Raw genomic sequence first — 20,381 nt, forward strand, 5'->3', positions numbered from 1 at the left:
ATGCGCAGCCCGTTCCGTCATCGCCCCGCTATCCGCCTCAGGCGAATGGATGGCGCAGGATGATGGTTTCGTTGCGGTCCGGACCGGTGGAGATGATATCGATCGGCGCACCCACCAGCTCTTCCACGCGCTTGATGTAGGCGCGGGCGTTGGCCGGCAACTCTTCCAGGGTCTTCGCGCCCACGGTCGACTCGCTCCAGCCGGGCATTTCCTCGTAGACCGGCTGCAGGCCGATGTAGCTGTCGGCATCGGTCGGCGCTTCCAGCACATCGCCATCGGCATTCTTGTAGCCGACGCACAGGCGCACCACATCCAGGCCATCGAGCACGTCGAGCTTGGTCAGGCACAGGCCGGAGATGCTGTTGATCTCGATAGCGCGGCGCAGGATCACGGCATCGAACCAGCCGCAGCGACGAGCGCGACCGGTGGTGGCGCCGAACTCGTGGCCGCGCTTGGCCAGGTAGGCGCCGACGTCGTCGAACAGCTCGGTCGGGAACGGACCGGAGCCGACGCGAGTGGTATAGGCCTTGGTGATACCCAGTACGTAGTCCAGGTACAGCGGGCCGAAGCCGGAACCGGTGGCGGTACCGCCAGCGGTGGTGTTGGAACTGGTCACGTAGGGATAGGTGCCATGGTCGATGTCCAGCAGCGATCCCTGGGCGCCTTCGAACATGATGTCCTTGCCGTGCTTGCGCAGGTCGTGCAGGGTCGCAGCGACATCGGCCATCATCGGCTTGAGCAGCTCGGCATACTCCATCGCCTCGTCCAGGGTCTTCTGGAAGTCGATGGCCGGCTCCTTGTAGTAGTGCTGCAGGACGAAGTTATGGTAGTCCAGCAGCTCGCCCAGCTTGGCGGCGAAGCGCTCGCGGTGGAACAGGTCGCCGACGCGCAGGCCGCGACGTGCCACCTTGTCCTCGTATGCCGGGCCGATACCGCGACCGGTGGTGCCGATCTTGGCTTCGCCGCGGGCCTTCTCGCGCGCCTGGTCGAGGGCGACGTGATAGGACAGGATCAGCGGACAGGAAGGACTGATGCGCAGGCGCTCGCGCACCGGCACGCCCTTCTCTTCCAGCTTGGTGATTTCGCGCAGCAGCGCATCCGGCGCCAGCACCACGCCATTGCCGATCAGGCACTGCACGCCTTCGCGCAGGATGCCCGATGGAATCAGGTGCAGGACGGTTTTCTCGCCATCGATCACCAGGGTGTGGCCAGCGTTGTGACCACCCTGGTAGCGAACTACGGCAGCCGCCTGCTCGGTGAGCAGGTCGACGATCTTGCCCTTGCCCTCATCACCCCATTGGGTGCCCAGGACTACGACATTCTTACCCATAACACTTGTCCCCATCGTGGAAGTTCGATGCCGGCCGCGGCCGGCGGAATCTCAGGACGCCAGCGGCGCCACCTGCCAATTGCCATCGCGCAGCGCCAGCTGCCGGTCGCAGCCCGCCTCGCGCGCAGAAGCCGCATCCTGCCCGGGCAGAGCCTGGACGACACGCTGCCCGTCGCGGCGCAGTCGTTGCACCGCCTGCCAGAGCCCGACCCCTTCGGCCGGCGCCCAGATACCCGATACAGCCTGGTCCAACCGGGCCTGGCCGAGAGTGACCAGGCTTTTCAGATCGGTGGAGAAACCGGTGGCCGGGCGGGCGCGCCCGAAATCGGCACCGATATCATCATAGCGACCGCCCTGGGCGATGGACTGGCCAACGCCGGGCACGAAGGCCGCAAACACCACGCCGGTGTGATAGTGATAGCCACGCAGCTCGCCGAGGTCGAAATACAGCGGCAAGCCGGGGAAGCGCCCGGCCAGCGAATCGGCGATCTCGATCAGCTCGTTCAGCGCCACCTGGACATCGGCCGGCGCCGCCGCCAGACGGGCACGGCCCTGCTCCAGCGCATCGCGGCCGCCACATAGCTCGGCCAGCGCACGCAACATGCCGCGCAGCTCGGCAGGCAGGTCTGCAGTCAGCGCCTCGACCTCGTCCACCGCCTTGCGCTGCAAGGCATCGAACAACTGCTGCTCGACTTCGCCGGACAGCCCTGCCGCGCGCGCCAGGCCGCGGTAGATACCGACATGGCCGAGGTCCATGTGCACGTCCGGCACTTCCGCCATCTCGAGCATTTCCAGCATCAGGCTGATCACCTCGACATCGCTGGCAGGGCTCGGATCGCCGTACAGCTCGGCGCCCAGCTGGATCGGACTACGCGAAGTGGACAGCGCGCGCGGCTGCGCATGCAGCACGCTGCCGGCATAGCATAGGCGGCTCGGTCCCTCGCGGCGCAGGCTGTGCGCATCCATCCGCGCCACTTGCGGCGTAATGTCGGCACGGAAACCCATGAGCCGGCCGGACGCCGGGTCGGTCACCTTGAAGGTGCGCAGGTCAAGATCCTGTCCCGCGCCGGTGAGCAGCGACTCCAGGTATTCGATATGCGGGGTCACGACGAACTCGTAACCCCAGCGGTGGAACAGATCCAGCACCTGACGGCGGGCTGCTTCGATGCGCGCCGCCTCCGGGGGCAGCACCTCTTCGATCCCATCTGGCAGCAGCCAGCGGTCTACCGTTGCCATTTCGCCTCTCCCCTTTCAGCCGGGCGGCACATCATCAGTGAATCCAGTAAAGAAGCAGGGTGCCGAGCAGCATGCTGCCCAGCCCCACGAGACGCAGGTGACGGTCGCTCAGCCGGCCGATGCCGGTGACCGCCTCGCGCCATTGTCGCGGACACAGGAACGGCAGGATGCCTTCCAGCACCAGCACGAGACAAAAAGCGATGCCGAATTCCTGCCACATGATTCTCGCGGACGCAAAAAAGCCGGGATTTCCCGGCTGGCTCATCATAACACGATTTCTCCGGCGGGCGCTGCCGCCCGCCGGAGAACCGAGTATTACTTGTTGGCCTTGTTCAGATAGCGGAAGAACTCGCTGCTCGGATCGAGCACCAGTACGTCGCGCTTCTCGGCGAAGCTTTCGCGATACGCCTTCAGGCTACGGTAGAAGGAATAGAACTCCGGATCCTGGTTGTAGGCCTTGGCATAGATCGCGGCAGCCTTGGAGTCGCCGTCACCGCGGGTCTCTTCCGACTCGCGGTAGGCTTCGGCAACGATTACCCGGCGCTGGCGATCGGCGTCGGCACGAATGCCTTCGGCCAGTTCGCGACCCTTGGCGCGGTGCTCGCGGGCCTCGCGTTCACGCTCGGTGCTCATCCGCTCGAAGACGCTGCGGTTGACTTCCTTCGGCAGGTCGATGGCCTTGACCCGCACGTCGATCACCTCGATACCCAGCTCCTTCTGCGCCATGCGGTTCAGCGAAGCGGTGATGTCGCCCATCAGCGCGTCGCGCTCGCCCGATACCACTTCATGCAGGGTACGCTTGCCGAACTGGTCGCGCAGACCCGCTTCGAGACGCCGCGACAGGCGTTCGTCGGCGATCTGCTTGAGGCCCGAGGTAGCGGTGTAGAAGCGCTCGGCATCCGCCACCCGCCACTTGGCATAGGCATCCACCATCACCGCTTTCTTTTCCAGGGTCAGGAAGCGCTGGGTCGGGGCATCCAGGGTCAGCAGGCGAGCGTCGAACTTGCGCACCTGGTTGACGTACGGGATCTTGAAGTGCAGGCCCGGCTTGACGTCGGACTCGACCACCCGGCCGAAGCGCAACATGACCGCGCGCTCGGTCTGCTGGACTACGTAGACGCTGTTCCACAGGACGATGGCGGCGACGACACCGACGATCAGAGCGATCAAAGACTTGTTGCCCATCAGCGGCTCTCCCTCGTACGCGCGTCTTGCTGGCGCAGGTCGTTGACGATCCGCGACCCCAGGTCGGAAGCGCTGGCGCTGCCACCACCGGCGGAAGCACCGGCACCCGTAGCGGGCGCGGCGTTACGACCATCGATCATCTTGTCCAGCGGCAGGTAGAGCAGGTTGTTCTGCCCTTGCTGACCGGTCACCAGCACCTTGCTGGTCTGGCTGAAGACTTCCTGCATGGTGTCCAGGTACAGACGCTCGCGCGTCACTTCCGGAGCCTTGCGATATTCCACCAGCAGCTTGGAGAAGCGATCCGCCTCACCCTGGGCGCGCGAAATCACCTCGTCGCGGTAACCGTTGGCTTCTTCGATGATGCGCTGGGCCTGGCCACGCGCCTCCGGCACCACGCCGTTGGCATAGGCTTCGGCCTGGTTCTTCTCGCGCTGCTCGTCCTCGCGGGCCCGGATCACGTCGTCGAACGCTTCCTGCACCTCACGCGGGGCCTGGGCGCTCTGGATGTTCACCTGGGTCACGGTGATACCGGTCCTGTAGGTATCCAGGAAGCGTTGCAGGCGCTCGCGCACCTCGGTCGCCATCTGCTCGCGGCCTTCGGTGAGGATCCGGTCCATGGTGGTGGAGCCGGCGACATGCCGCAGCGCGCTCTCGGTCGCCTGCTGCAGGCTGACCTCGGGCTGGTCGACGTTGAGCACGAAGTCCTGCAGGTTGCTGATCTTGTACTGCACGGTCAGCGGCACTTCGACGATGTTCTCGTCCTCGGTGAGCATCTGCCCCTGCTTGCTGTACGCACGCTCGCGGGTGACGTTCTCCTGGAAGCGCTTGTCGATCGGCGGGAAGTAGAAGTTCAGGCCGGGACCGACCGTCTCGTAATACTTGCCGAAGCGCAGGATGACCGCCTGCTCCTGCTCGTCCACCACATAGATGGCGTTGTACAGCCAGAGCACGGCGAGGATCGCCAGGCCGATGCCGAACAGGCCCAGGCCACCGCCCTTGCCGCCGGAACCGGAGCCGGAACCGTTGCCACTGCGTTTTTTTCCACCGAACAGCCCGTTCAGGCTGTCCTGAAGCTTGCGGAAAGCCTCATCCAGGTCGGGCGGCCCCTTGCGGTCACCACCGCCGCCACCACCACCGCGGCGGCCTCCCCACGGGTCTCGATCGTTGTTGTTCGAGTTGTCACCCGGCTCGTTCCAAGCCATAGCGCTCTCCATCTAGTAACGCGAAACGCGCCTGCGGCGCGGCCACCCATGCTACCGAATGCCCTGCCCGCTGCCAAAAGCAGCGATACGGGCTTTATTGCAAAGTGTGTTGCGCAACGAACTCCGCCGGCTGCCAGCCAGCGCGGCTCGCCAGGCGGTTCAACTCGGCCCGCGGCAGGCGCACCTGCAGCAGGGTACAACCCTCCTCATCGTGCGCCTCGGACTGCACCGCGCCCAGTTCGAACAACTGGGCGCGCAGGCGCCCGAGCCGCTGGGGCAGACGCAAGGTTCCGACGAACAGGTCCTCGCCGAGCAGCTCGGCGATGGCCTGGCGCAACAGGTCGAGGCCTTCGCCGGTCTGCGCCGACAGCCAGACGCGCACCGGCTTGCCGGAGTCGTCGCGCTGGATGTGCGGCTCGACCGAGGGTAGCAGGTCAACCTTGTTATAGACCTCGAGCATCGGCAATTCGTTGGCGCCGATCTCGCCGAGCACCGCCAGCACCTGCTCGACCTGCGCATCCCGTTCGGGCTCGTAGGCGTCGATCACGTGCAGCAGGAGGTCGGCGTTGCTCGACTCTTCCAGCGTAGCGCGGAAGGCCTCCACCAACTTGTGCGGCAGGTGGCGGATGAAGCCCACCGTGTCGGCCAGCACCACCGGCCCGAGATCGTCCAGTTGCAGGCGACGCAGGGTGGGGTCGAGGGTGGCGAACAACTGGTTGGCGGCATACACCTCGGAGGCGGTGAGCGCATTGAACAGGGTCGATTTGCCGGCGTTGGTATAGCCGACCAGGGAGACCGCCGGGATATCCGCGCGCTTGCGCCCGCGTCGAGCCTGCTCGCGCTGGCTGCGGACCTTCTCCAGGCGCTGCTTGATCTGGCGGATGCGCACGCGCAGCAGGCGTCGGTCGGTTTCCAGCTGGGTCTCGCCCGGACCGCGCAGACCGATACCGCCTTTCTGCCGTTCGAGGTGGGTCCAGCCGCGTACCAGCCGCGTACTCATGTGCTCCAGTTGCGCCAGTTCCACCTGCAACTTGCCTTCGTGGGTACGTGCGCGCTGGGCGAAGATGTCGAGGATCAGCCCGGTCCGGTCGAGTACGCGGCACTCGAACGCACGCTCGAGGTTGCGCTCCTGGCTGGGCGTCAAGGTGTGGTTGAAAATCACCAGCTCGACGTTTTCGGCCTTGACCAGGTCGTGCAACTCCTCGACCTTGCCACTGCCGATAAGATATTTGGCGCTCGGCTGGTGGCGGGAGACGCTGACGAATGCCACCGTTTCCGCGCCGGCCGAACGCACCAGCTCCTGGAACTCCTGCGGGTCTTCACGCGCCTCGGGGTTCTGCCCTTCCAGATGCACCAGAACAGCCTGTTCCCCACCACCTGGGCGCTCAAAGAACAAAGCGGACTCCCGTCAAGCGTTGCCCGGCTCGGCCGGCTGGTCACCGCTCGGCAGACGCACCGGACGGCTCGGTACCACGGTGGAGATCGCGTGCTTGTAAACCATCTGGCTGACGGTGTTCTTCAGCAGGATGACAAACTGGTCGAAAGACTCGATCTGGCCTTGCAGCTTGATGCCGTTGACCAGATAGATGGAAACCGGGACGCGTTCTTTCCGCAGGGTATTGAGGTAAGGGTCTTGTAGCGAATGCCCTTTTGACATGTGCCGCACTCCTTTAAGGATCGTAGTTTGAAGTAGTCGAATAGGGTGACTTGGCGCCGTCCAAACTCCGGAGTCGTTCCGGAAACAGACGGACAAATTAAGGTCTCAGGCCAATATGGAGACCGTTTTCAGGTATTTCAAGGCACGCGGCAGATTGTCACCTGCTAGGCTGTCCATCCAGTGTAGATGGCTCCAGCTTCGCAGCCAGGTGAACTGGCGCTTGGCCAACTGGCGGGTAGCGATGATGCCGCGCTCGGTCATTTCAGCGTAGGACAGCTTGCCATCCAGGTAATCCCACACCTGACGGTAACCCACGGCTCTAATAGACGGTAATCCTGCATGCAAGTCACTTCTGGCATGCAGTGCTTCGACCTCGGCGATGAAACCCTGTTCCAGCATCTGGCGAAAACGCTGCGCAATCCGCGCGTGCAACACCTGGCGCTGCTCGGGAGCAATCGCCAGCTGAGCGACAGTATACGGCAATTGATTCCTGCCTGACGCGTCAAAATCCGCCTTTTCAGCGCTTTGCCGGCGACGCAGGTCGCTCATCGACACCCCGCCGAGGCGATACACCTCGAGCGCCCGCATCAGTCGCTGCGGGTCGTTGGGGTGGATGCGCGCAGCCGATTCCGGGTCGACCTCGGCGAGTTGCCGGTGCAGCGCCTCCCAACCTTCGGCCTGGGCCTCGGCCTCGATCGCCGCGCGCACCTCGGGATCGGCGCCGGGCATGTCGGCCAGGCCCTCGAGCAACGCCTTGTAATAGAGCATGGTGCCCCCCACCAGCAGGGGAATCCTGCCGCGCGCGGTGGCCTCGGCCATCGCCGCCAGGGCGTCGGCGCGAAACTCCGCGGCCGAATAGCTCTCCGCCGGGTCGCGGATATCGATCAGGCGGTGCGGATAGCGCGCCAGCAGCTCCCGGGAAGGCTTGGCCGTACCGATATCCATGCCGCGGTAGATCAGCGCCGAGTCGACGCTGATCAGCTCGCAGGGCAGCGCATCGGCCAGCGCCATCGCCAGGTCGGTCTTGCCGGCGGCGGTCGGCCCCATGAGAAAGATGGCGGGAGGCAGGGAAGACATCGGAACGCTCTTGGACAAAGCGCATAGCTTCGGGCTTTGCGCCCGAAGCTGCAAGGCTCAGCGTCCGCGCAGGAAGAGCTTGTCCAGCTCGTCCAGGCCCAGTTGGGTCCAGGTCGGACGCCCATGGTTGCACTGGCCGCTGCGCTCGGTGATTTCCATGTCGCGCAACAGGGCGTTCATTTCCGGCAGGGTCAGGCGCCGGTTGGCGCGCACCGCACCATGGCAGGCCATGGTGCCGAGCAACTCGTTCAGGTGCGCCTGGATACGGTCACTGGTGCCGTATTCCAGCAGGTCGGCGATGACATCGCGTACCAACTGGGTCGCCTCCGCCTGCTTGAGCAGCGCAGGGATCTGCCGGATCGCCAGGCTTTCCGGCCCCAGGCGCTGCAGCTCGAAGCCCAGGCGCTGGAACCAGCTGGAATGCTCTTCCGCGCAATCCGCCTCGCGCTCGCTGACCGCGATCGACTCCGGCACCAGCAACGGCTGCCCACGCAAGCCTTCGCTGGCCATCGCCACCTTGAGGCGCTCGTAGGTGATCCGCTCGTGGGCCGCGTGCATGTCCACCAGCACCAGGCCGTGGGCGTTCTCGGCGAGAATGTAGATGCCCTTGAGCTGCGCCAGGGCGTAACCCAGCGGCGGGATGTCCTGGGCGCTCTCGGGCAACGCGGCTGGCGCCTCGCCCGCGGGTAACGGCGCGAAGTAGGCCTTGTAGGCGCCACCGGCCTCGGCCAGAGAGGGCGGCGCCTCCGGCCGGGTATAGGCGGAATAGCCGGAGGAGCCGCCGGAGGCCGATGAGCCGCCACTCCAGCCCACCCGTGCCGCCGGACTCTCCAGCACGCTCTCGGCCAGGCGCATCTCGCCCTGCGGGCCGAACTCGCCGGCGGCAGCGCCGGTCGGACGCGGCTCGGTCAGGCTGGTCGCCCCGGGCGGCGCGAGCTGGTCGTCGGGACGGACCTCGCCCAGCGCACGATGCAGGGTGCCATAGAGGAAGTCATGGACCATCCGGCTGTCACGGAAGCGAACTTCGTGCTTGGTCGGGTGCACGTTGACGTCCACCACCGCCGGATCGACTTCGAAGAACAGCACGAAGGTCGGATGCCGGCCGTTGTACAGCACGTCGCGATAAGCCTGGCGCACCGCGTGGGCGACCAGCTTGTCGCGCACCATGCGCCCGTTCACATAGAAGTACTGCAGGTCCGGCTGGCTGCGGGAGAAGGTCGGCAAGCCGACCCAGCCCCACAGGTGCAGGCCGTTGCGCTCGACCTCGATCGGCAGCGCCTGCTCGAGGAATGCCTGGCCGCACACCGCGCCGACCCGGCGCGCGCGGGCCAGCTCGTCTCGCGCCTCGTGCAGGGCGAAGATGGTCTTGCCGTTGTGGCGCAGGTGGAAAGCCACGTCGAAGCGGGCCAGCGCCAGGCGCTTGATGACCTCCTGCAGATGGTCGAACTCGGTCTTCTCGGCACGCAGGAACTTGCGCCGCGCCGGGGTGTTGAAGAACAGGTCGCGAACCTCGACGCTGGTCCCCACCGGGTGCGCCGCCGGCTGTACCCGCGGCTGCATGTCGCGGCCCTCGGTTTCCACCTGCCAGGCTTCGCCGGCGTCGGCGGTACGCGAGGTCATGGTCAGGCGCGCTACCGAGCTGATCGAGGCCAGCGCCTCGCCACGGAAGCCGAGGCTCATCACCCGCTCCAGGTCTTCCAGCTCGCGGATCTTGCTGGTGGCGTGGCGAGCCAGGGCCAGCGGCAGGTCGTCGGCGGGGATGCCGCGACCGTCGTCGCGCACTCGCAGCAACTTGATGCCGCCCTGCTCGACCTCCACATCAATGCGCCGGGAACCGGCGTCAAGGCTGTTTTCCAGGAGTTCCTTGGCCACCGAGGCGGGACGCTCGACCACCTCACCGGCGGCGATCTGGTTCGCCAGCCGCGGACTCAGCAGCTGGATACGCGGTGCTTCACTCATCACTGGGCCGCCAGGGCGGTGCTCGGGATGGACAGGGCCTGGCCGACTTTCAGGTTGTCGCTGGACAGGCTGTTGCTGCTACGCAGCGCGGCCATGCTCACTTCATAGCGCTGGGCGATCATCGCCAGGGTCTCTCCGGGCCGCACCACGTGCTCGCGCGGCCCCATGGAGAGCTTGCCCTGGGCGCGCAAAGAGGCGATGTAGGTACCGGGCGGCGGGCTCTGCTGGAAATACTGGCGGATGCCGCTGGTGATCGAACGCGCCAAGGCCTGCTGATGGCTGGCGCTGGCCAGCTTGCGCGACTCGTTGACGTTCGAGATGAAGCCGGTTTCCACCAGGATCGACGGGATGTCGGGCGACTTCAGCACCATGAACCCGGCCTGCTCGACACGACGCTTGTGCAGCGAAGTGATGCGGCCGACATTGGTCAGTACCTTGTGGCCGACATCCAGGCTCGACGAGAGGGTGGCGGTCATCGACAGGTCGAGCAGCACGCCGGCGAGCATCTGGTCCTTGTCGCCGAGGCTGACGCTGCCATCGCCGCCGATCAGGTCGGAACGGTTCTCGCTGTCGGCCAGCCAGCGCGCGGTTTCCGAAGTGGCGCCGCGGTCGGACAGGGCGAACACCGAGGCACCGAAGGCGCTGCGGCTCGGCGCGGCGTCGGCATGGATCGAGACGAACAGGTCGGCGCCCTTCTTGCGGGCGATCTCGGTGCGCTTGCGCAGCGGGATGAAATAGTCGCCGGTACGGGTCAGCTCGGCCCGGTAACCGCGCACCTGGTTGATCTGGCGTTGCAGCTCGCGAGCGATCGACAGGGTGATGTTCTTCTCGTGCAACCCGCCCGGGCCAAGGGCGCCAGGGTCTTCACCGCCGTGGCCGGCGTCGATGGCGATGACGATATCGCGGGTGCCACCCTTGGTTGGCAGCGGCAGCTTGGCCACCGGCTGGGTCGGCGTCACCGGAGTGACCGGCACGCTCGGGGTCGGCGTCGCGGGTACGTCCGGGGTCAGGTCGGCGCCCTGGTCGTAGAGATCGACCACCAGGCGGTTGCCGTATTGCTGGTTGGGCGGCAGGACGAAACTTTTCGGGGTGACCTGCGCCGACAGGTCGAGGACCATGCGCAGGTCGTTGGGCGTGCGCTGGGCGGAGCGCACCGCGGTGATCGGGGTGTTGCCGAGCTTGAGACCGTTGAGCTGGGTCGCCAGCTGGGCGCCGCTGACGTCGATGACGATACGGTTGGGCGCGGCCAGGGTGAACAGGCTGTGCTGCACCGGACCGGAGAGATCGAAGACCAGACGGGTGTTGTCCGGAGCGCGCCAGATCCGCACGCTCTTGATTTGCGCGGCGGCCAGAACCTCGCCGACCTGGCAGGCCAGCAGAATCATCACCCCAGTCAACAACGTCCGCAGACGCAAGCCCCAACCCATCGTTTTTCTCATGCTCCCATGGTCAGGGTGGCACACCAGGCTTCGCCCCGCGCACCGTGCGGTACCAGGCGCAGTGTCCGTCCACCCGCTTGGGCAGTAATGGTAATGTCCAGATCGGCGGTTGGCAAAACGCCCGCACCGCGCTCGGGCCACTCGATCAGACAGAGTGCGCTGCCGTCGAAATAGTCGCGGATGCCGAAGAACTCCAATTCCTCCGCATCGGCGAGCCGGTACAGGTCGAAATGGTAGGCGCGCAGCTCGCCGATTTCGTAAGGCTCGACCAGGGTAAAGGTCGGGCTTTTCACCGAGCCGGCATGGCCGAGGCCGCGCAGGATGCCGCGCGAGAGGGTGGTCTTGCCGGCGCCGAGGTCGCCATGCAGGTAGATCACCCCCTGCCCCCCGCTGGCCCGGGCGATGCGCCCGCCCAGTTCGAGCATCGCGTCTTCCCCTTCGGCGGACAGGATCACTTCAGACACGGACTGCACTCCTCGAGCAACTGACGAACGGTAGGTATGAGATCGGTCGCCGCCAGCCCACGACCCTGGGCGCCGAGCCGCTCACCGGCGGCGGCATGCAGCCAGACCGCCAGGCAGGCCGCCTCGAACGCCTCCACGCGCTGGGCCAGCAAGGCACCGGTGATGCCCGACAGCACGTCACCCAGGCCGGCACCAGCCATCGCCGGATGCCCCTGGGAACAGACGGCAAGTCGTCCGTCGGGCGCGGCGACCAGGCTGCCGGCGCCCTTCAGCACCACCACCGCCTGGTAGCGACGCGCCAGTTCCAGCGCCGCCGCCGGGCGGTCCGCCTGCACCTCGGCGGTCGAGCGACCCAACAGGCGCGCGGCCTCGCCGGGATGCGGCGTCAGAATCCATGTCCGCGGCCCTGCTCCGACCGGTTCCAGGGCCAGCAGGTTCAACGCGTCGGCATCCCAGACCTGCGGCAACGGTCGCGACCGGACAGCGCTCAGCAGGCTACGCCCCCAGGCGCGCTGGCCAAGACCGGGACCGAGCATCAGCACGCTGGCGCGTTCGGCAAGGGCCAGCAGTTGGTTCGCCGACGCCACGCCATGGGCCATGACCTCGGGACAACGGCTCAGCAACGCCGGCACATGTTCGACGCGGGTCGCCGCCGAGACCAGCCCGGCGCCGCAGCGCAGGGCGCTTTCCGCGGCCAGTAGCACGGCCCCGCCCATGCCGGTGTCGCCGCCGACCACCAACAGGTGGCCGAACAGCCCCTTGTGCGCGGTCCGCGGCCGCGCTGCCAGACTCGGCAGGGCATTTCGTGCCAAACGGTGGGCCCGGGGCTGGAGCCCTTGCAACACGACGGCGTCGCTGCCGAGTTCGTCGAACACCAGCTCGCCGACCCGTGCCGGCGCCTCGCCAGTGAACAGCCCGATCTTCAGGCCGATGAAAGTCACTGTCAGATCCGCCCTGATCGCTTCCCCCAATACCGCACCGGTGTCGGCGCTCAAGCCGGAAGGAATATCCACCGCCAGCACCGGCAGGTCGGCGGCGTTGGCCAGGCGGATGGCCTGCGCAAAGGGCTCGCGCACGGCACCTGCCAGGCCGGTGCCGAGCAATGCATCCACTACTACGCCCTCGAGCACGGCGCACTCGCTCCAGGGCTCCACCACGACCCCGGTCGCCAGCGCGGCGGCATGCGCCTGCGCCGCGTCGCCGGCAAGCCGCTGCGGCGCCGCGACCGCCAGCACCCGGACTCGCCAACCCGCACGTTGCGCCAGCGCCGCGATCAGGTAGCCGTCGCCGGCATTGTTGCCGTGCCCGGCGAGCACCGTCAGCGCCGCGGCCTCCGGCCAACGGCGGCGCAAGGCACGCCAGGCGGCGTGGGCGGCGCGCTGCATGAGTTCGAAGCCCGGCGTGCCGGCGGCGATCAGGCGCGCATCGAGGTCGCGCACCTGGGCGGCGGAATAGAGGGCGAGTGGCAGGTCGTCGTGCTGGAAGGTCATGGTCATCGGATCGATTCGGCGTCAGGCGCGCAGTCTGGCAGAATTATACCTATCCCATTTCGCTTTCCCTCGTCTTCGTTGCCTCCCATGACTCCCCAGCCTCTGGCCGACAACCTTTCCCCGCCGGACCCCGCCCGCCTCGCCCAGTCCATCAAGGACTGGGGCCGCGAGCTGGGGTTCCAGCAGGTCGGTATCAGCGACGTCGAGCTGGGCGAGCACGAAGCGCACCTGCAGCGCTGGCTGGAGGCCGGCTACCACGGCGAGATGGACTACATGGCGGCGCACGGCAGCAAGCGCTCGCGACCTGCCGAGCTGGTTCCCGGCACGCTGCGGGTGATCTCTCTGCGCATGGATTACCTGCCCGGCGACACGCGCATGGCGCAGGTCCTCGCGACGCCGGAAAAAGCCTACGTCTCGCGCTACGCCCTCGGCCGCGACTACCACAAGCTGATCCGCAAGCGTCTGCAACAACTGGCCGAGCGCATCCAGGCCGAAGTCGGCCCGTTCGGTTTCCGCGCCTTCGTTGACAGCGCGCCGGTGCTGGAAAAGGCCATCGCCGAACAGGCCGGCCTCGGCTGGATCGGCAAGAACACGCTGGTGCTCAACCGCAAGGCCGGCAGCTACTTCTTCCTCGGCGAGCTGTTCGTCGACATGCCGCTACCCGTCGACCCGGCGATGGACAGCGAGCATTGCGGACGCTGCTCGGCCTGCCTGGACATCTGCCCGACCGCGGCCTTCGTCGGCCCCTACCGGCTGGACGCGCGACGCTGCATCTCCTACCTGACCATCGAGTACAAGGGCGCGATTCCGCTGGAGCTGCGACCACTGATCGGCAACCGGGTATTCGGCTGCGACGACTGCCAGATCGTCTGCCCATGGAATCGCTTCGCCCGCCCCACCGGGCAGGGCGACTTCCAGCCGCGCCACAGCCTGGACAACGCCGAACTCGCCGAACTGTTCCTCTGGAGCGAGGAGGAGTTCCTCGGCCGCACCGAGGGTTCGCCGCTGCGCCGCGCCGGCTACGAGCGCTGGTTGCGCAACCTGGCGGTGGGGCTGGGCAACGCGCCCTCGACCATCCCGGTGCTGGAGGCGCTGAAGGCGCGCCGCGGGTTCCCTTCGGAGCTGGTCCGCGAGCACGTGGAATGGGCCCTGCGGCGCCACGGGGAAACCTAGCCCGGCCGGCGCCTGCCGCCCGGTCCGGACGGATCAGAGCTTGATGAAGTGGTCGCGGTAGTGGCGCAGCTCGGCGATCGACTCGCGGATATCGTCCAGCGCCAGGTGGGTGTTGCCCTTCTTGAAGCTCTCGCGGACCTGCGGCGCCCAGCGCGCGGCCAGCTCCTTGAGGGTGGAGACGTCGAGGTTGCGGTAGTGGAAGTAGCCTTCCAGCCTGGGCATGTGCCTATAGAGGAAGCGGCGGTCCTGGCAGATGCTGTTGCCGCAGATCGGCGAGCTGCGCTTGGGCACCCACTGCTCGAGGAAGGCCAGGGTCTGCGCCTCGGCCTCGGCCATGCTCACGGTACTTTCCCGAACCCTCTGGGTCAGGCCGGACTGGCCGTGCTGGCGGGTATTCCACTCGTCCATGCCGGCGAGGATTTCCTCTGGCTGGTGGATGGCGATCACCGGTCCTTCGGCCAGGGTGTTGAGGTCACTGTCGGTGACGATGGTGGCCATCTCGATGATGACGTCCCGGTCCGGATCGAGGCCGGTCATCTCCAGGTCGATCCAGATAAGGTTCTGCGGGTTCTGCATGGGGAGTCGCTCCAGTCGCTATGCCGTGCATTCTAGCGTGGAACGCCGCCGCGCGAATGATGGCGGCGCGCCCATGTTAAACTCGCCGCCGATTTTTCATGCGGACGCATCATGGCCAAACGCCACTTGACCCGCCGGCAGAGCTGGCGCATCGAAAAGATCCAGGAAGAACGCGCGGCCCGGGCGGCCCGTCGCGAGTCGCGTGCAGTGGAAGAGCTGGAGGGCGGCGACCTGGGACCGGAGCAGACCGGCCAGGTGATCGCTCATTTCGGGGTTCAGGTAGAGGTCGAGTCCGCCGACGGCCAGGTTTCCCGCTGTCACCTGCGCGCCAACCTGCCGGCACTGGTGACTGGCGACCAGGTGGTCTGGCGCGCCGGCAACCAGGGCATCGGCGTGATCGTCGCGCAATTGCCGCGCCGCTCCGAGCTGTGCCGCCCGGACATGCGCGGGCTGCTCAAGCCGGTGGCGGCCAACGTCGACCGCATCGTCATCGTCTTCGCCCCGCGTCCCGAACCGCACGCCAACCTGATCGACCGTTACCTGATCGCCGCCGAACATGCCGGCATCCAGCCGCTGCTGCTGCTGAACAAGGCCGATCTGGTCGACGAGAGCAATGCCGAAGGCATCGATGCGCTGCTGAATGTCTACCGCACCCTGGGTTACCCGCTGATCGAGGTGTCGGCCTTCAATGGCCTGGCGATGGACGAACTGCGCGGCGCGCTGGACGGTCACGTGAGCGTCTTCGTCGGGCAGTCCGGGGTGGGCAAGTCGTCGCTGGTGAATGCCTTGTTGCCAGGTGTCGACACACGTGTCGGCGACCTCTCCACGGTGACCGGCAAGGGCACCCATACCACCACCACCGCGCGACTGTTCCATTTTCCCGGCGGCGGCGACCTGATCGACTCGCCCGGCATCCGTGAGTTCGGCCTGGGGCACGTGTCGCGAGACGATGTCGAGGCCGGTTTCATCGAATTCCGCGACCTGCTCGGGCATTGCCGCTTCCGCGACTGCAAGCACGACCGTGAACCAGGTTGCGCCCTGCTCCAGGCCTTGGAGGACGGGCGCATTATGCCGCAACGCATGGCCAGCTACCGGCACATTCTGGCAAGCATGCCGGAAACGGACTACTGAACCTCAGTCGCCCTTGATCTGCTCCAGCTTCAGGCTGCCGCCGTCGTCGAACAGGTTGAGCTTCTTCTGCACCTCGTCCGCCGGTAGCGAAGGTTGCGCGCCCGCCGCCGGTGCCTCGGCAGCCGGCTTCGGCTGCTCGCCCGGGGCAGCCGCAGGGGCGCTGGCTTCGGGAGCGCCGGTCTCGCCTTCGATGGCCTTCTGCGCCTTGCGGGTCAGGACCACGATGTCGATCCGCCGGTTCACCGGGTTCAGCGGGTCCTTGTCGTCGAACAGGCGTGCCGAGGCATAGCCGACAACCTGGGCGATCTGCCCTTCCGGATAGCCGCCGGCGACCAGCGCACGGCGCGCGGCGTTGGCGCGATTGGCCGATAGCTCCCAGTTGCCGAAGTCGCCGTTGCCGGCATAGGGCTTGGCGTCGGTGTGGCCGCTGATGCTGATCTTGTTCGGCACCTGGCGGATGGTCTCGGCCATGGCCAGCAGGATGTCCTCGAAATACGGCTGCAGGCGCGCGCTGCCGAGGTCGAACATCGGCCGGTTGGCGGCGTCGACGATCTGGATGCGCAGGCCGTCGCGGGTGATCTCGAAGTGGATCTGGTCCTTGAAGTCCTTGAGCATCGGATTTTCGTCGACCTTGTTCTGCAACTCCTGCAGCAGCAGCGCCAGGCGCTCTCGCTCAACCTGCTCGGCGAGGTTCTCGGCCTGGTCGGCGTTGACCTGGTGGTCCTGCTCGGGGCTGATCCGGCTTTCGTTGGAGTCCGGCTGGGCCTGGACCTGCGGATTGAGGGTCTTGTCCGGCGCCGGCGTCGGCGTGCCGCCGAGGTCGATGACGTAGGGGCTGGCGCTTTCGCTGAAACCGATGGGGTCCTGGAAGTATCCGGAAATCGCCTTCTTCTGCTCCGGGGTGGCCGAAGACAGCAGCCAGAGCACCAGGAAGAACGCCATCATCGCCGTGGCGAAGTCGGCGAAGGCGATCTTCCACGAGCCGCCGTGGTGGCCGGCGGCATAGCGCTTGACGCGCTTGACGATGATCGGCTGGTTATTGTCCATCTATCGACAGTGCCTCCACTCAGCGGCCACGCACGGCCTGCTCGAGCTCGGCGAAGGTCGGCCGATGGGCGGGCAGCAGCACCTTGCGGCCGAACTCGACGGCCAGCGAAGGCGGCATGCCGGAAGCGGAAGCGACCAGGCAGGCCTTGATCGCCTCGAACAGGTTCAACTCTTCCTTGGCATCGTGCTCCAGCGCGACGGCCAGCGGGCCGACGAAGCCGTAGGCGGCGAGAATCCCGAGGAAGGTACCCACCAGGGCGGCGGCGACGTGGTGGCCGATCTCCGCCTGGCTGCCTTCGCCAAGCAACGCCATGGTGATGACAATGCCGAGTACCGCGGCGACGATACCGAAGCCCGGCAGGGCGTCGGCGACCTTGGTCACCGCGTGGGACGGATGCTCCAGGTCCTCCTTGAGACTGGACAGCTCCATGTCGAACAGGCCTTCCAGCTCGTGCGGCGCCATGTTGCCGGAGGACATGATGCGCAGGTAGTCACAGACATAGGCGGTCATCCGCTCGTCCTTCAGCACGCCGGGGTACTTGCTGAAGATGGGACTGGCCGCGGGGTCCTCGATGTCCGCCTCGATCGCCATCATCCCTTCGCGCCGGCTCTTGTTGAGGATCTCGTAGAGCATGCCCAGCACCTCGAGGTAGTAGGTCTGGGTAAAGCGGTTGCTGAACATCTTCGGCGCTTTCTTCAGCACCACCATGAACGTGCTGCCCGGGTTGGACTGGAGGAACGCCCCCAGTGCCGCGCCACCGATGATCAGGACCTCGAAGGGCTGGATGATGGCGCCGATCTTGCCGCCGGAGAGCAGGAAGCCCCCGAGGACACTGGCGAAAACGACGATGATGCCGATGATTTTTGACATGAGGACCGGACGTGCGAAATGAACAGGATAAGGAGGGGGACTGCTAGGCTCCCTCTTGTTATCGGTTGCTAGCCGCAAGACTATAGTCCGAATACTCGAAAAGCCAGTTCGCCGCCTCGCCGACACCGAGCCCGACACCCATGACAGACCGCCTCGCCGCCTGGCTCGAAGAGCTCGACCGGCAACCCCTGCCGATCCCCGCCAGCCACTATGCCGGCCTGCACGCCGCGCTGAGCGACAGCCGTCGCTCGCTGCGCGAGATCGCCGACCAGTTGCAGGGCAGCCCGACACTGGCTTTGTCCATCCTGCGCGAGGCCAATCGCGCCGAGAGCGCCCGCGACAACCCCGCGGAAAGCCTGGAGGTGGCCCTCAGCCGCCTCGGCCTGGCGCGCGCGAGCCAACTTCTGAAGACCCTGCCGAGCATCCAGGATGCGGAGATGCCCAGGGTCCTCGGGCAGATGCTGCTGATCAGCCAGCACGCCATGCAGCAGGCCAGCGGCCTGTTCGGCGCGCGCCTGGCCAGGCTCTGGCAGGAAATCCACTGGGGCAGCCTGCTGACCATGGCTCCGGTCTGGGCGCTGGCCAACGCCCGCCCGCAGCTGCTGGAGCAATGGCAGCAACGCGTGCTGGTACAGGGCGAACCGACCCTGCGAGTGGAGCGCGAACTGCTCGGCATGCGCCTGCTGCCGATCTGCCTGGCGCTGGCCGAACGCTGGCGGCTACCGCAGTGGGTCATCCAGGGCTATCGCCTGCTCGCCTGCGACCGTCGCCTGCTGGTTCGAGCCCTGCGTATCGCCCGCGACCATCAGTCGCCCCTGCTCCAGCAACAGCAACTCGATGCCCAGCCCGATCTCGCCCGCTGGCTGACCCAGCCGGCCAACTGCACTCTCCTCGCCAATGGCCTGGCCATCGCCGCGCACCAGAGCTGGGACGGGCCGCACATGCTGCGCTGGCAGCGCCTGACCGGCCTGTACCTGGGCCAGCCGCTGACCGAAGTCCAGCAGCAGGTGCACATGCTCGCCGCGCAAAGCGCGCGCCTGCACGCCCGGCCGCCGCTGTGGCATCCGGCGGTGGCCTTGATCTGGCCCTGGCAGGCCAGCCGCTGGCGTGCCGAAGCGGCACCCCCGCCGCCGCCCTCGGCGGAAGCCCTGGCCGAGTGGCGGCAGCATTGCGCCGAGTTGCTCCGCGAGCCCAGCCCGTTCAGCAACGTGGTGCAGCTCACCGCCTGTGCCCGCGATGCGCTGCGCGCCTGCGGCCTGCAAAGGATGCTGCTGCTGGTGGCCGATCGCACCCAGGTACACGTGCTGGCGCAGCAGAGCGCCGGACTCGAGCCGGGCCAGGAGAAATTGCAACTGGAGATTGCCGGCAGCCCGCTGCTGAAGAAACTGTTCCAGCAACCCGCCCTGCTGCGCATCGGCCCGAACAACCAGGACCAGTTGCTGCCGGCCCTCGGCGAACCCTTGCGCCAACTGTTCCCCGGGCCTCACCTGCTGCTGCGCTCGCTGGGCAACGGCTCGCGGGTGGTGATGCTGGTCCTGGCCGACCTCGGCGGCCAGCCGTTCAGCGACCTGCATGCCCAGGCCTTCGCCAAGACCGCCCAGTGCACCGAGCGCGCGATCCAGCAGTTCGGCCGCCAGCGCCGCACGGAATGAGGGACATGCCCGGCACACTGGTCGGGCGCGCTTTCCGTTAAACTGCTGCCCTTCTTCAACCCGGGGGTACTCGCATGTCCGTTTTCTCCGACCTGCCATTGGTGATCGAGCCCAGCGACCTCGCGCCGCGCCTGGGCGCGCCCGAGCTGATCCTGGTCGACCTGACCAGTGCCGCCCGCTACGCCGAAGGGCATATCCCCGGCGCGCGTTTCGTCGACCCCAAACGCACCCAGTGGGGACAACCCCCGGCACCCGGCCTGCTACCGGCGAAGGCCGACCTGGAAGCCCTGTTCGGCGAGCTGGGCCACCGCCCGGAGGCGACCTACGTGGTCTACGACGACGAAGGCGGCGGCTGGGCGGGCCGCTTCATCTGGCTGCTGGACGTGATCGGCCACCACCACTACCACTATCTCAACGGCGGCCTGCCGGCCTGGATCGCCGACGCCCAGGCGCTCGACCGCGAGGTCCCGGCGCCTGTCGGCGGCCCGCTGCCGCTGACGTTGCACGACGAGCCCAGCGCGACCCGCGAATACCTGCAAAGCCGCCTCGGCGCCGCCGACCTGGCGGTATGGGATGCGCGCAACCCCAGCGAATACGCCGGTACCAAGGTGCTCGCCGCGAAGGCCGGGCATGTGCCCGGCGCGATCAATTTCGAATGGACCGCCGGCATGGACCCGGCTCGCGCCCTGCGCATCCGCGCGGATATCGCCGAAGTCCTGGAGGACCTCGGCATCACGCCGGACAAGGAAGTGATCACCCACTGCCAGACCCACCATCGCTCCGGCTTCACCTACCTGGTGGCCAAGGCGCTGGGCTACCCGCGGGTCAAAGGCTACGCCGGCTCCTGGTCGGAATGGGGCAACCACCCCGATACCCCTGTAGAGGTTTGAGG

19 protein-coding genes are annotated in these 20,381 nt (G+C 66.9%); 4 read left to right on the forward strand and 15 right to left on the reverse strand.

Going from position 1 to position 20,381, the window contains the following annotated elements:
* Window positions 1-37: 37 nt before the first annotated feature.
* The 12 genes from ACYAF3_RS08020 to ACYAF3_RS08075 form a co-directional block, all read right to left on the reverse strand.
* Window positions 38-1,330: an adenylosuccinate synthase gene (locus ACYAF3_RS08020; RefSeq protein WP_003095642.1), complete on the reverse strand. Its 1,293-nt coding sequence runs from the start codon at window positions 1,328-1,330 to the stop codon at window positions 38-40.
* A 51-nt stretch (window positions 1,331-1,381) separates the two neighbouring features.
* Window positions 1,382-2,566 carry an ATP phosphoribosyltransferase regulatory subunit gene (locus tag ACYAF3_RS08025; RefSeq protein ID WP_003100018.1) on the reverse strand — a complete coding sequence of 395 codons (1,185 nt, stop codon included), beginning with the start codon at window positions 2,564-2,566 and terminating at the stop codon, window positions 1,382-1,384.
* 34 nt (window positions 2,567-2,600) lie between these two features.
* On the reverse strand, window positions 2,601-2,786 hold the full coding sequence (locus ACYAF3_RS08030; RefSeq protein WP_003095647.1) for a DUF2065 domain-containing protein: 186 nt from the start codon (window positions 2,784-2,786) through the stop codon (window positions 2,601-2,603).
* A 95-nt stretch (window positions 2,787-2,881) separates the two neighbouring features.
* Window positions 2,882-3,751, reverse strand: a complete 870-nt coding sequence (hflC, locus tag ACYAF3_RS08035) for a protease modulator HflC (RefSeq protein ID WP_003106429.1) — start codon at window positions 3,749-3,751, stop codon at window positions 2,882-2,884.
* On the reverse strand, window positions 3,751-4,953 hold the full coding sequence (hflK, locus tag ACYAF3_RS08040) for an FtsH protease activity modulator HflK (protein WP_003106427.1): 1,203 nt from the start codon (window positions 4,951-4,953) through the stop codon (window positions 3,751-3,753). The genes hflC and hflK overlap by 1 nt, the downstream gene beginning before the upstream one ends.
* A 94-nt stretch (window positions 4,954-5,047) precedes the next feature.
* The gene (gene hflX / locus ACYAF3_RS08045; RefSeq protein WP_003095652.1) at window positions 5,048-6,349 is read right to left on the reverse strand and encodes a ribosome rescue GTPase HflX; all 1,302 of its coding nucleotides are present in this window, start codon (window positions 6,347-6,349) and stop codon (window positions 5,048-5,050) included.
* 12 nt (window positions 6,350-6,361) lie between these two features.
* Window positions 6,362-6,610 carry an RNA chaperone Hfq gene (hfq, locus tag ACYAF3_RS08050; RefSeq protein ID WP_003095657.1) on the reverse strand — a complete coding sequence of 83 codons (249 nt, stop codon included), beginning with the start codon at window positions 6,608-6,610 and terminating at the stop codon, window positions 6,362-6,364.
* A 105-nt stretch (window positions 6,611-6,715) separates the two neighbouring features.
* On the reverse strand, window positions 6,716-7,687 hold the full coding sequence (gene miaA, locus ACYAF3_RS08055) for a tRNA (adenosine(37)-N6)-dimethylallyltransferase MiaA (protein WP_003106415.1): 972 nt from the start codon (window positions 7,685-7,687) through the stop codon (window positions 6,716-6,718).
* Between the two features lie 57 nt (window positions 7,688-7,744).
* Window positions 7,745-9,646, reverse strand: coding sequence for a DNA mismatch repair endonuclease MutL (mutL, locus tag ACYAF3_RS08060; RefSeq protein WP_003106411.1), 1,902 nt, complete (start codon window positions 9,644-9,646; stop codon window positions 7,745-7,747).
* Window positions 9,646-11,073: an N-acetylmuramoyl-L-alanine amidase AmiB gene (gene amiB, locus ACYAF3_RS08065; RefSeq protein WP_003123571.1), complete on the reverse strand. Its 1,428-nt coding sequence runs from the start codon at window positions 11,071-11,073 to the stop codon at window positions 9,646-9,648. Before amiB ends, mutL begins: the two co-directional genes overlap by 1 nt.
* 8 nt (window positions 11,074-11,081) lie before the next feature.
* Entirely contained in the window at window positions 11,082-11,549 is a 468-nt protein-coding gene (gene tsaE, locus ACYAF3_RS08070; protein WP_003106408.1) for a tRNA (adenosine(37)-N6)-threonylcarbamoyltransferase complex ATPase subunit type 1 TsaE, read from the reverse strand.
* Window positions 11,537-13,045 (reverse strand): bifunctional ADP-dependent NAD(P)H-hydrate dehydratase/NAD(P)H-hydrate epimerase, encoded by a 1,509-nt coding sequence (locus ACYAF3_RS08075; protein ID WP_074231357.1) that lies wholly within the window; start codon window positions 13,043-13,045, stop codon window positions 11,537-11,539. Before ACYAF3_RS08075 ends, tsaE begins: the two co-directional genes overlap by 13 nt.
* Before the next feature lie 81 nt (window positions 13,046-13,126).
* Between ACYAF3_RS08075 and queG the strand changes: the two genes are divergently transcribed.
* Window positions 13,127-14,212, forward strand: a complete 1,086-nt coding sequence (gene queG / locus ACYAF3_RS08080) for a tRNA epoxyqueuosine(34) reductase QueG (RefSeq protein WP_003110324.1) — start codon at window positions 13,127-13,129, stop codon at window positions 14,210-14,212.
* Between the two features lie 33 nt (window positions 14,213-14,245).
* On the opposite strand, the gene orn is transcribed toward queG, so the two are convergent.
* On the reverse strand, window positions 14,246-14,788 hold the full coding sequence (orn, locus tag ACYAF3_RS08085) for an oligoribonuclease (protein ID WP_003095671.1): 543 nt from the start codon (window positions 14,786-14,788) through the stop codon (window positions 14,246-14,248).
* Window positions 14,789-14,899: 111 nt separating this feature from the next.
* On the opposite strand from orn, the gene rsgA reads away from it, so the two are divergent.
* On the forward strand, window positions 14,900-15,919 hold the full coding sequence (rsgA, locus tag ACYAF3_RS08090; protein WP_003113927.1) for a small ribosomal subunit biogenesis GTPase RsgA: 1,020 nt from the start codon (window positions 14,900-14,902) through the stop codon (window positions 15,917-15,919).
* A 3-nt stretch (window positions 15,920-15,922) separates the two neighbouring features.
* Here the strand turns inward: rsgA and motB are convergent, their stop codons facing one another.
* Window positions 15,923-16,966, reverse strand: a complete 1,044-nt coding sequence (motB, locus tag ACYAF3_RS08095; protein WP_003095673.1) for a flagellar motor protein MotB — start codon at window positions 16,964-16,966, stop codon at window positions 15,923-15,925.
* A gap of 19 nt (window positions 16,967-16,985) precedes the next feature.
* Window positions 16,986-17,837, reverse strand: coding sequence for a flagellar motor stator protein MotA (gene motA / locus ACYAF3_RS08100; RefSeq protein WP_031756333.1), 852 nt, complete (start codon window positions 17,835-17,837; stop codon window positions 16,986-16,988).
* Between the two features lie 140 nt (window positions 17,838-17,977).
* On the opposite strand from motA, the gene ACYAF3_RS08105 reads away from it, so the two are divergent.
* Window positions 17,978-19,489 (forward strand): HDOD domain-containing protein, encoded by a 1,512-nt coding sequence (locus ACYAF3_RS08105; protein WP_023088637.1) that lies wholly within the window; start codon window positions 17,978-17,980, stop codon window positions 19,487-19,489.
* 74 nt (window positions 19,490-19,563) lie between these two features.
* Window positions 19,564-20,379: a thiosulfate sulfurtransferase gene (rhdA, locus tag ACYAF3_RS08110; protein WP_003113925.1), complete on the forward strand. Its 816-nt coding sequence runs from the start codon at window positions 19,564-19,566 to the stop codon at window positions 20,377-20,379.
* Window positions 20,380-20,381 lie beyond the last annotated feature (2 nt).

The sequence above is a fragment of the Pseudomonas sp. TZ252 genome (assembly GCF_056110345.1).

Bases quoted from the DNA above. Each gene is read 5' to 3' on its own strand.
- ACYAF3_RS08020 (WP_003095642.1), bottom strand. From the start codon at position 1,330: ATGGGTAAGAATGTCGTAGTCCTGGGCACCCAATGGGGTGATGAGGGC.
- ACYAF3_RS08025 (WP_003100018.1), bottom strand. From the start codon at position 2,566: ATGGCAACGGTAGACCGCTGGCTGCTGCCAGATGGGATCGAAGAGGTG.
- ACYAF3_RS08030 (WP_003095647.1), bottom strand. From the start codon at position 2,786: ATGTGGCAGGAATTCGGCATCGCTTTTTGTCTCGTGCTGGTGCTGGAA.
- hflC (WP_003106429.1), bottom strand. From the start codon at position 3,751: ATGGGCAACAAGTCTTTGATCGCTCTGATCGTCGGTGTCGTCGCCGCC.
- hflK (WP_003106427.1), bottom strand. From the start codon at position 4,953: ATGGCTTGGAACGAGCCGGGTGACAACTCGAACAACAACGATCGAGAC.
- hfq (WP_003095657.1), bottom strand. From the start codon at position 6,610: ATGTCAAAAGGGCATTCGCTACAAGACCCTTACCTCAATACCCTGCGG.
- miaA (WP_003106415.1), bottom strand. From the start codon at position 7,687: ATGTCTTCCCTGCCTCCCGCCATCTTTCTCATGGGGCCGACCGCCGCC.
- mutL (WP_003106411.1), bottom strand. From the start codon at position 9,646: ATGAGTGAAGCACCGCGTATCCAGCTGCTGAGTCCGCGGCTGGCGAAC.
- amiB (WP_003123571.1), bottom strand. From the start codon at position 11,073: ATGGGTTGGGGCTTGCGTCTGCGGACGTTGTTGACTGGGGTGATGATT.
- ACYAF3_RS08075 (WP_074231357.1), bottom strand. From the start codon at position 13,045: ATGACCATGACCTTCCAGCACGACGACCTGCCACTCGCCCTCTATTCC.
- queG (WP_003110324.1), top strand. From the start codon at position 13,127: ATGACTCCCCAGCCTCTGGCCGACAACCTTTCCCCGCCGGACCCCGCC.
- orn (WP_003095671.1), bottom strand. From the start codon at position 14,788: ATGCAGAACCCGCAGAACCTTATCTGGATCGACCTGGAGATGACCGGC.
- rsgA (WP_003113927.1), top strand. From the start codon at position 14,900: ATGGCCAAACGCCACTTGACCCGCCGGCAGAGCTGGCGCATCGAAAAG.
- motB (WP_003095673.1), bottom strand. From the start codon at position 16,966: ATGGACAATAACCAGCCGATCATCGTCAAGCGCGTCAAGCGCTATGCC.
- motA (WP_031756333.1), bottom strand. From the start codon at position 17,837: ATGTCAAAAATCATCGGCATCATCGTCGTTTTCGCCAGTGTCCTCGGG.
- ACYAF3_RS08105 (WP_023088637.1), top strand. From the start codon at position 17,978: ATGACAGACCGCCTCGCCGCCTGGCTCGAAGAGCTCGACCGGCAACCC.
- rhdA (WP_003113925.1), top strand. From the start codon at position 19,564: ATGTCCGTTTTCTCCGACCTGCCATTGGTGATCGAGCCCAGCGACCTC.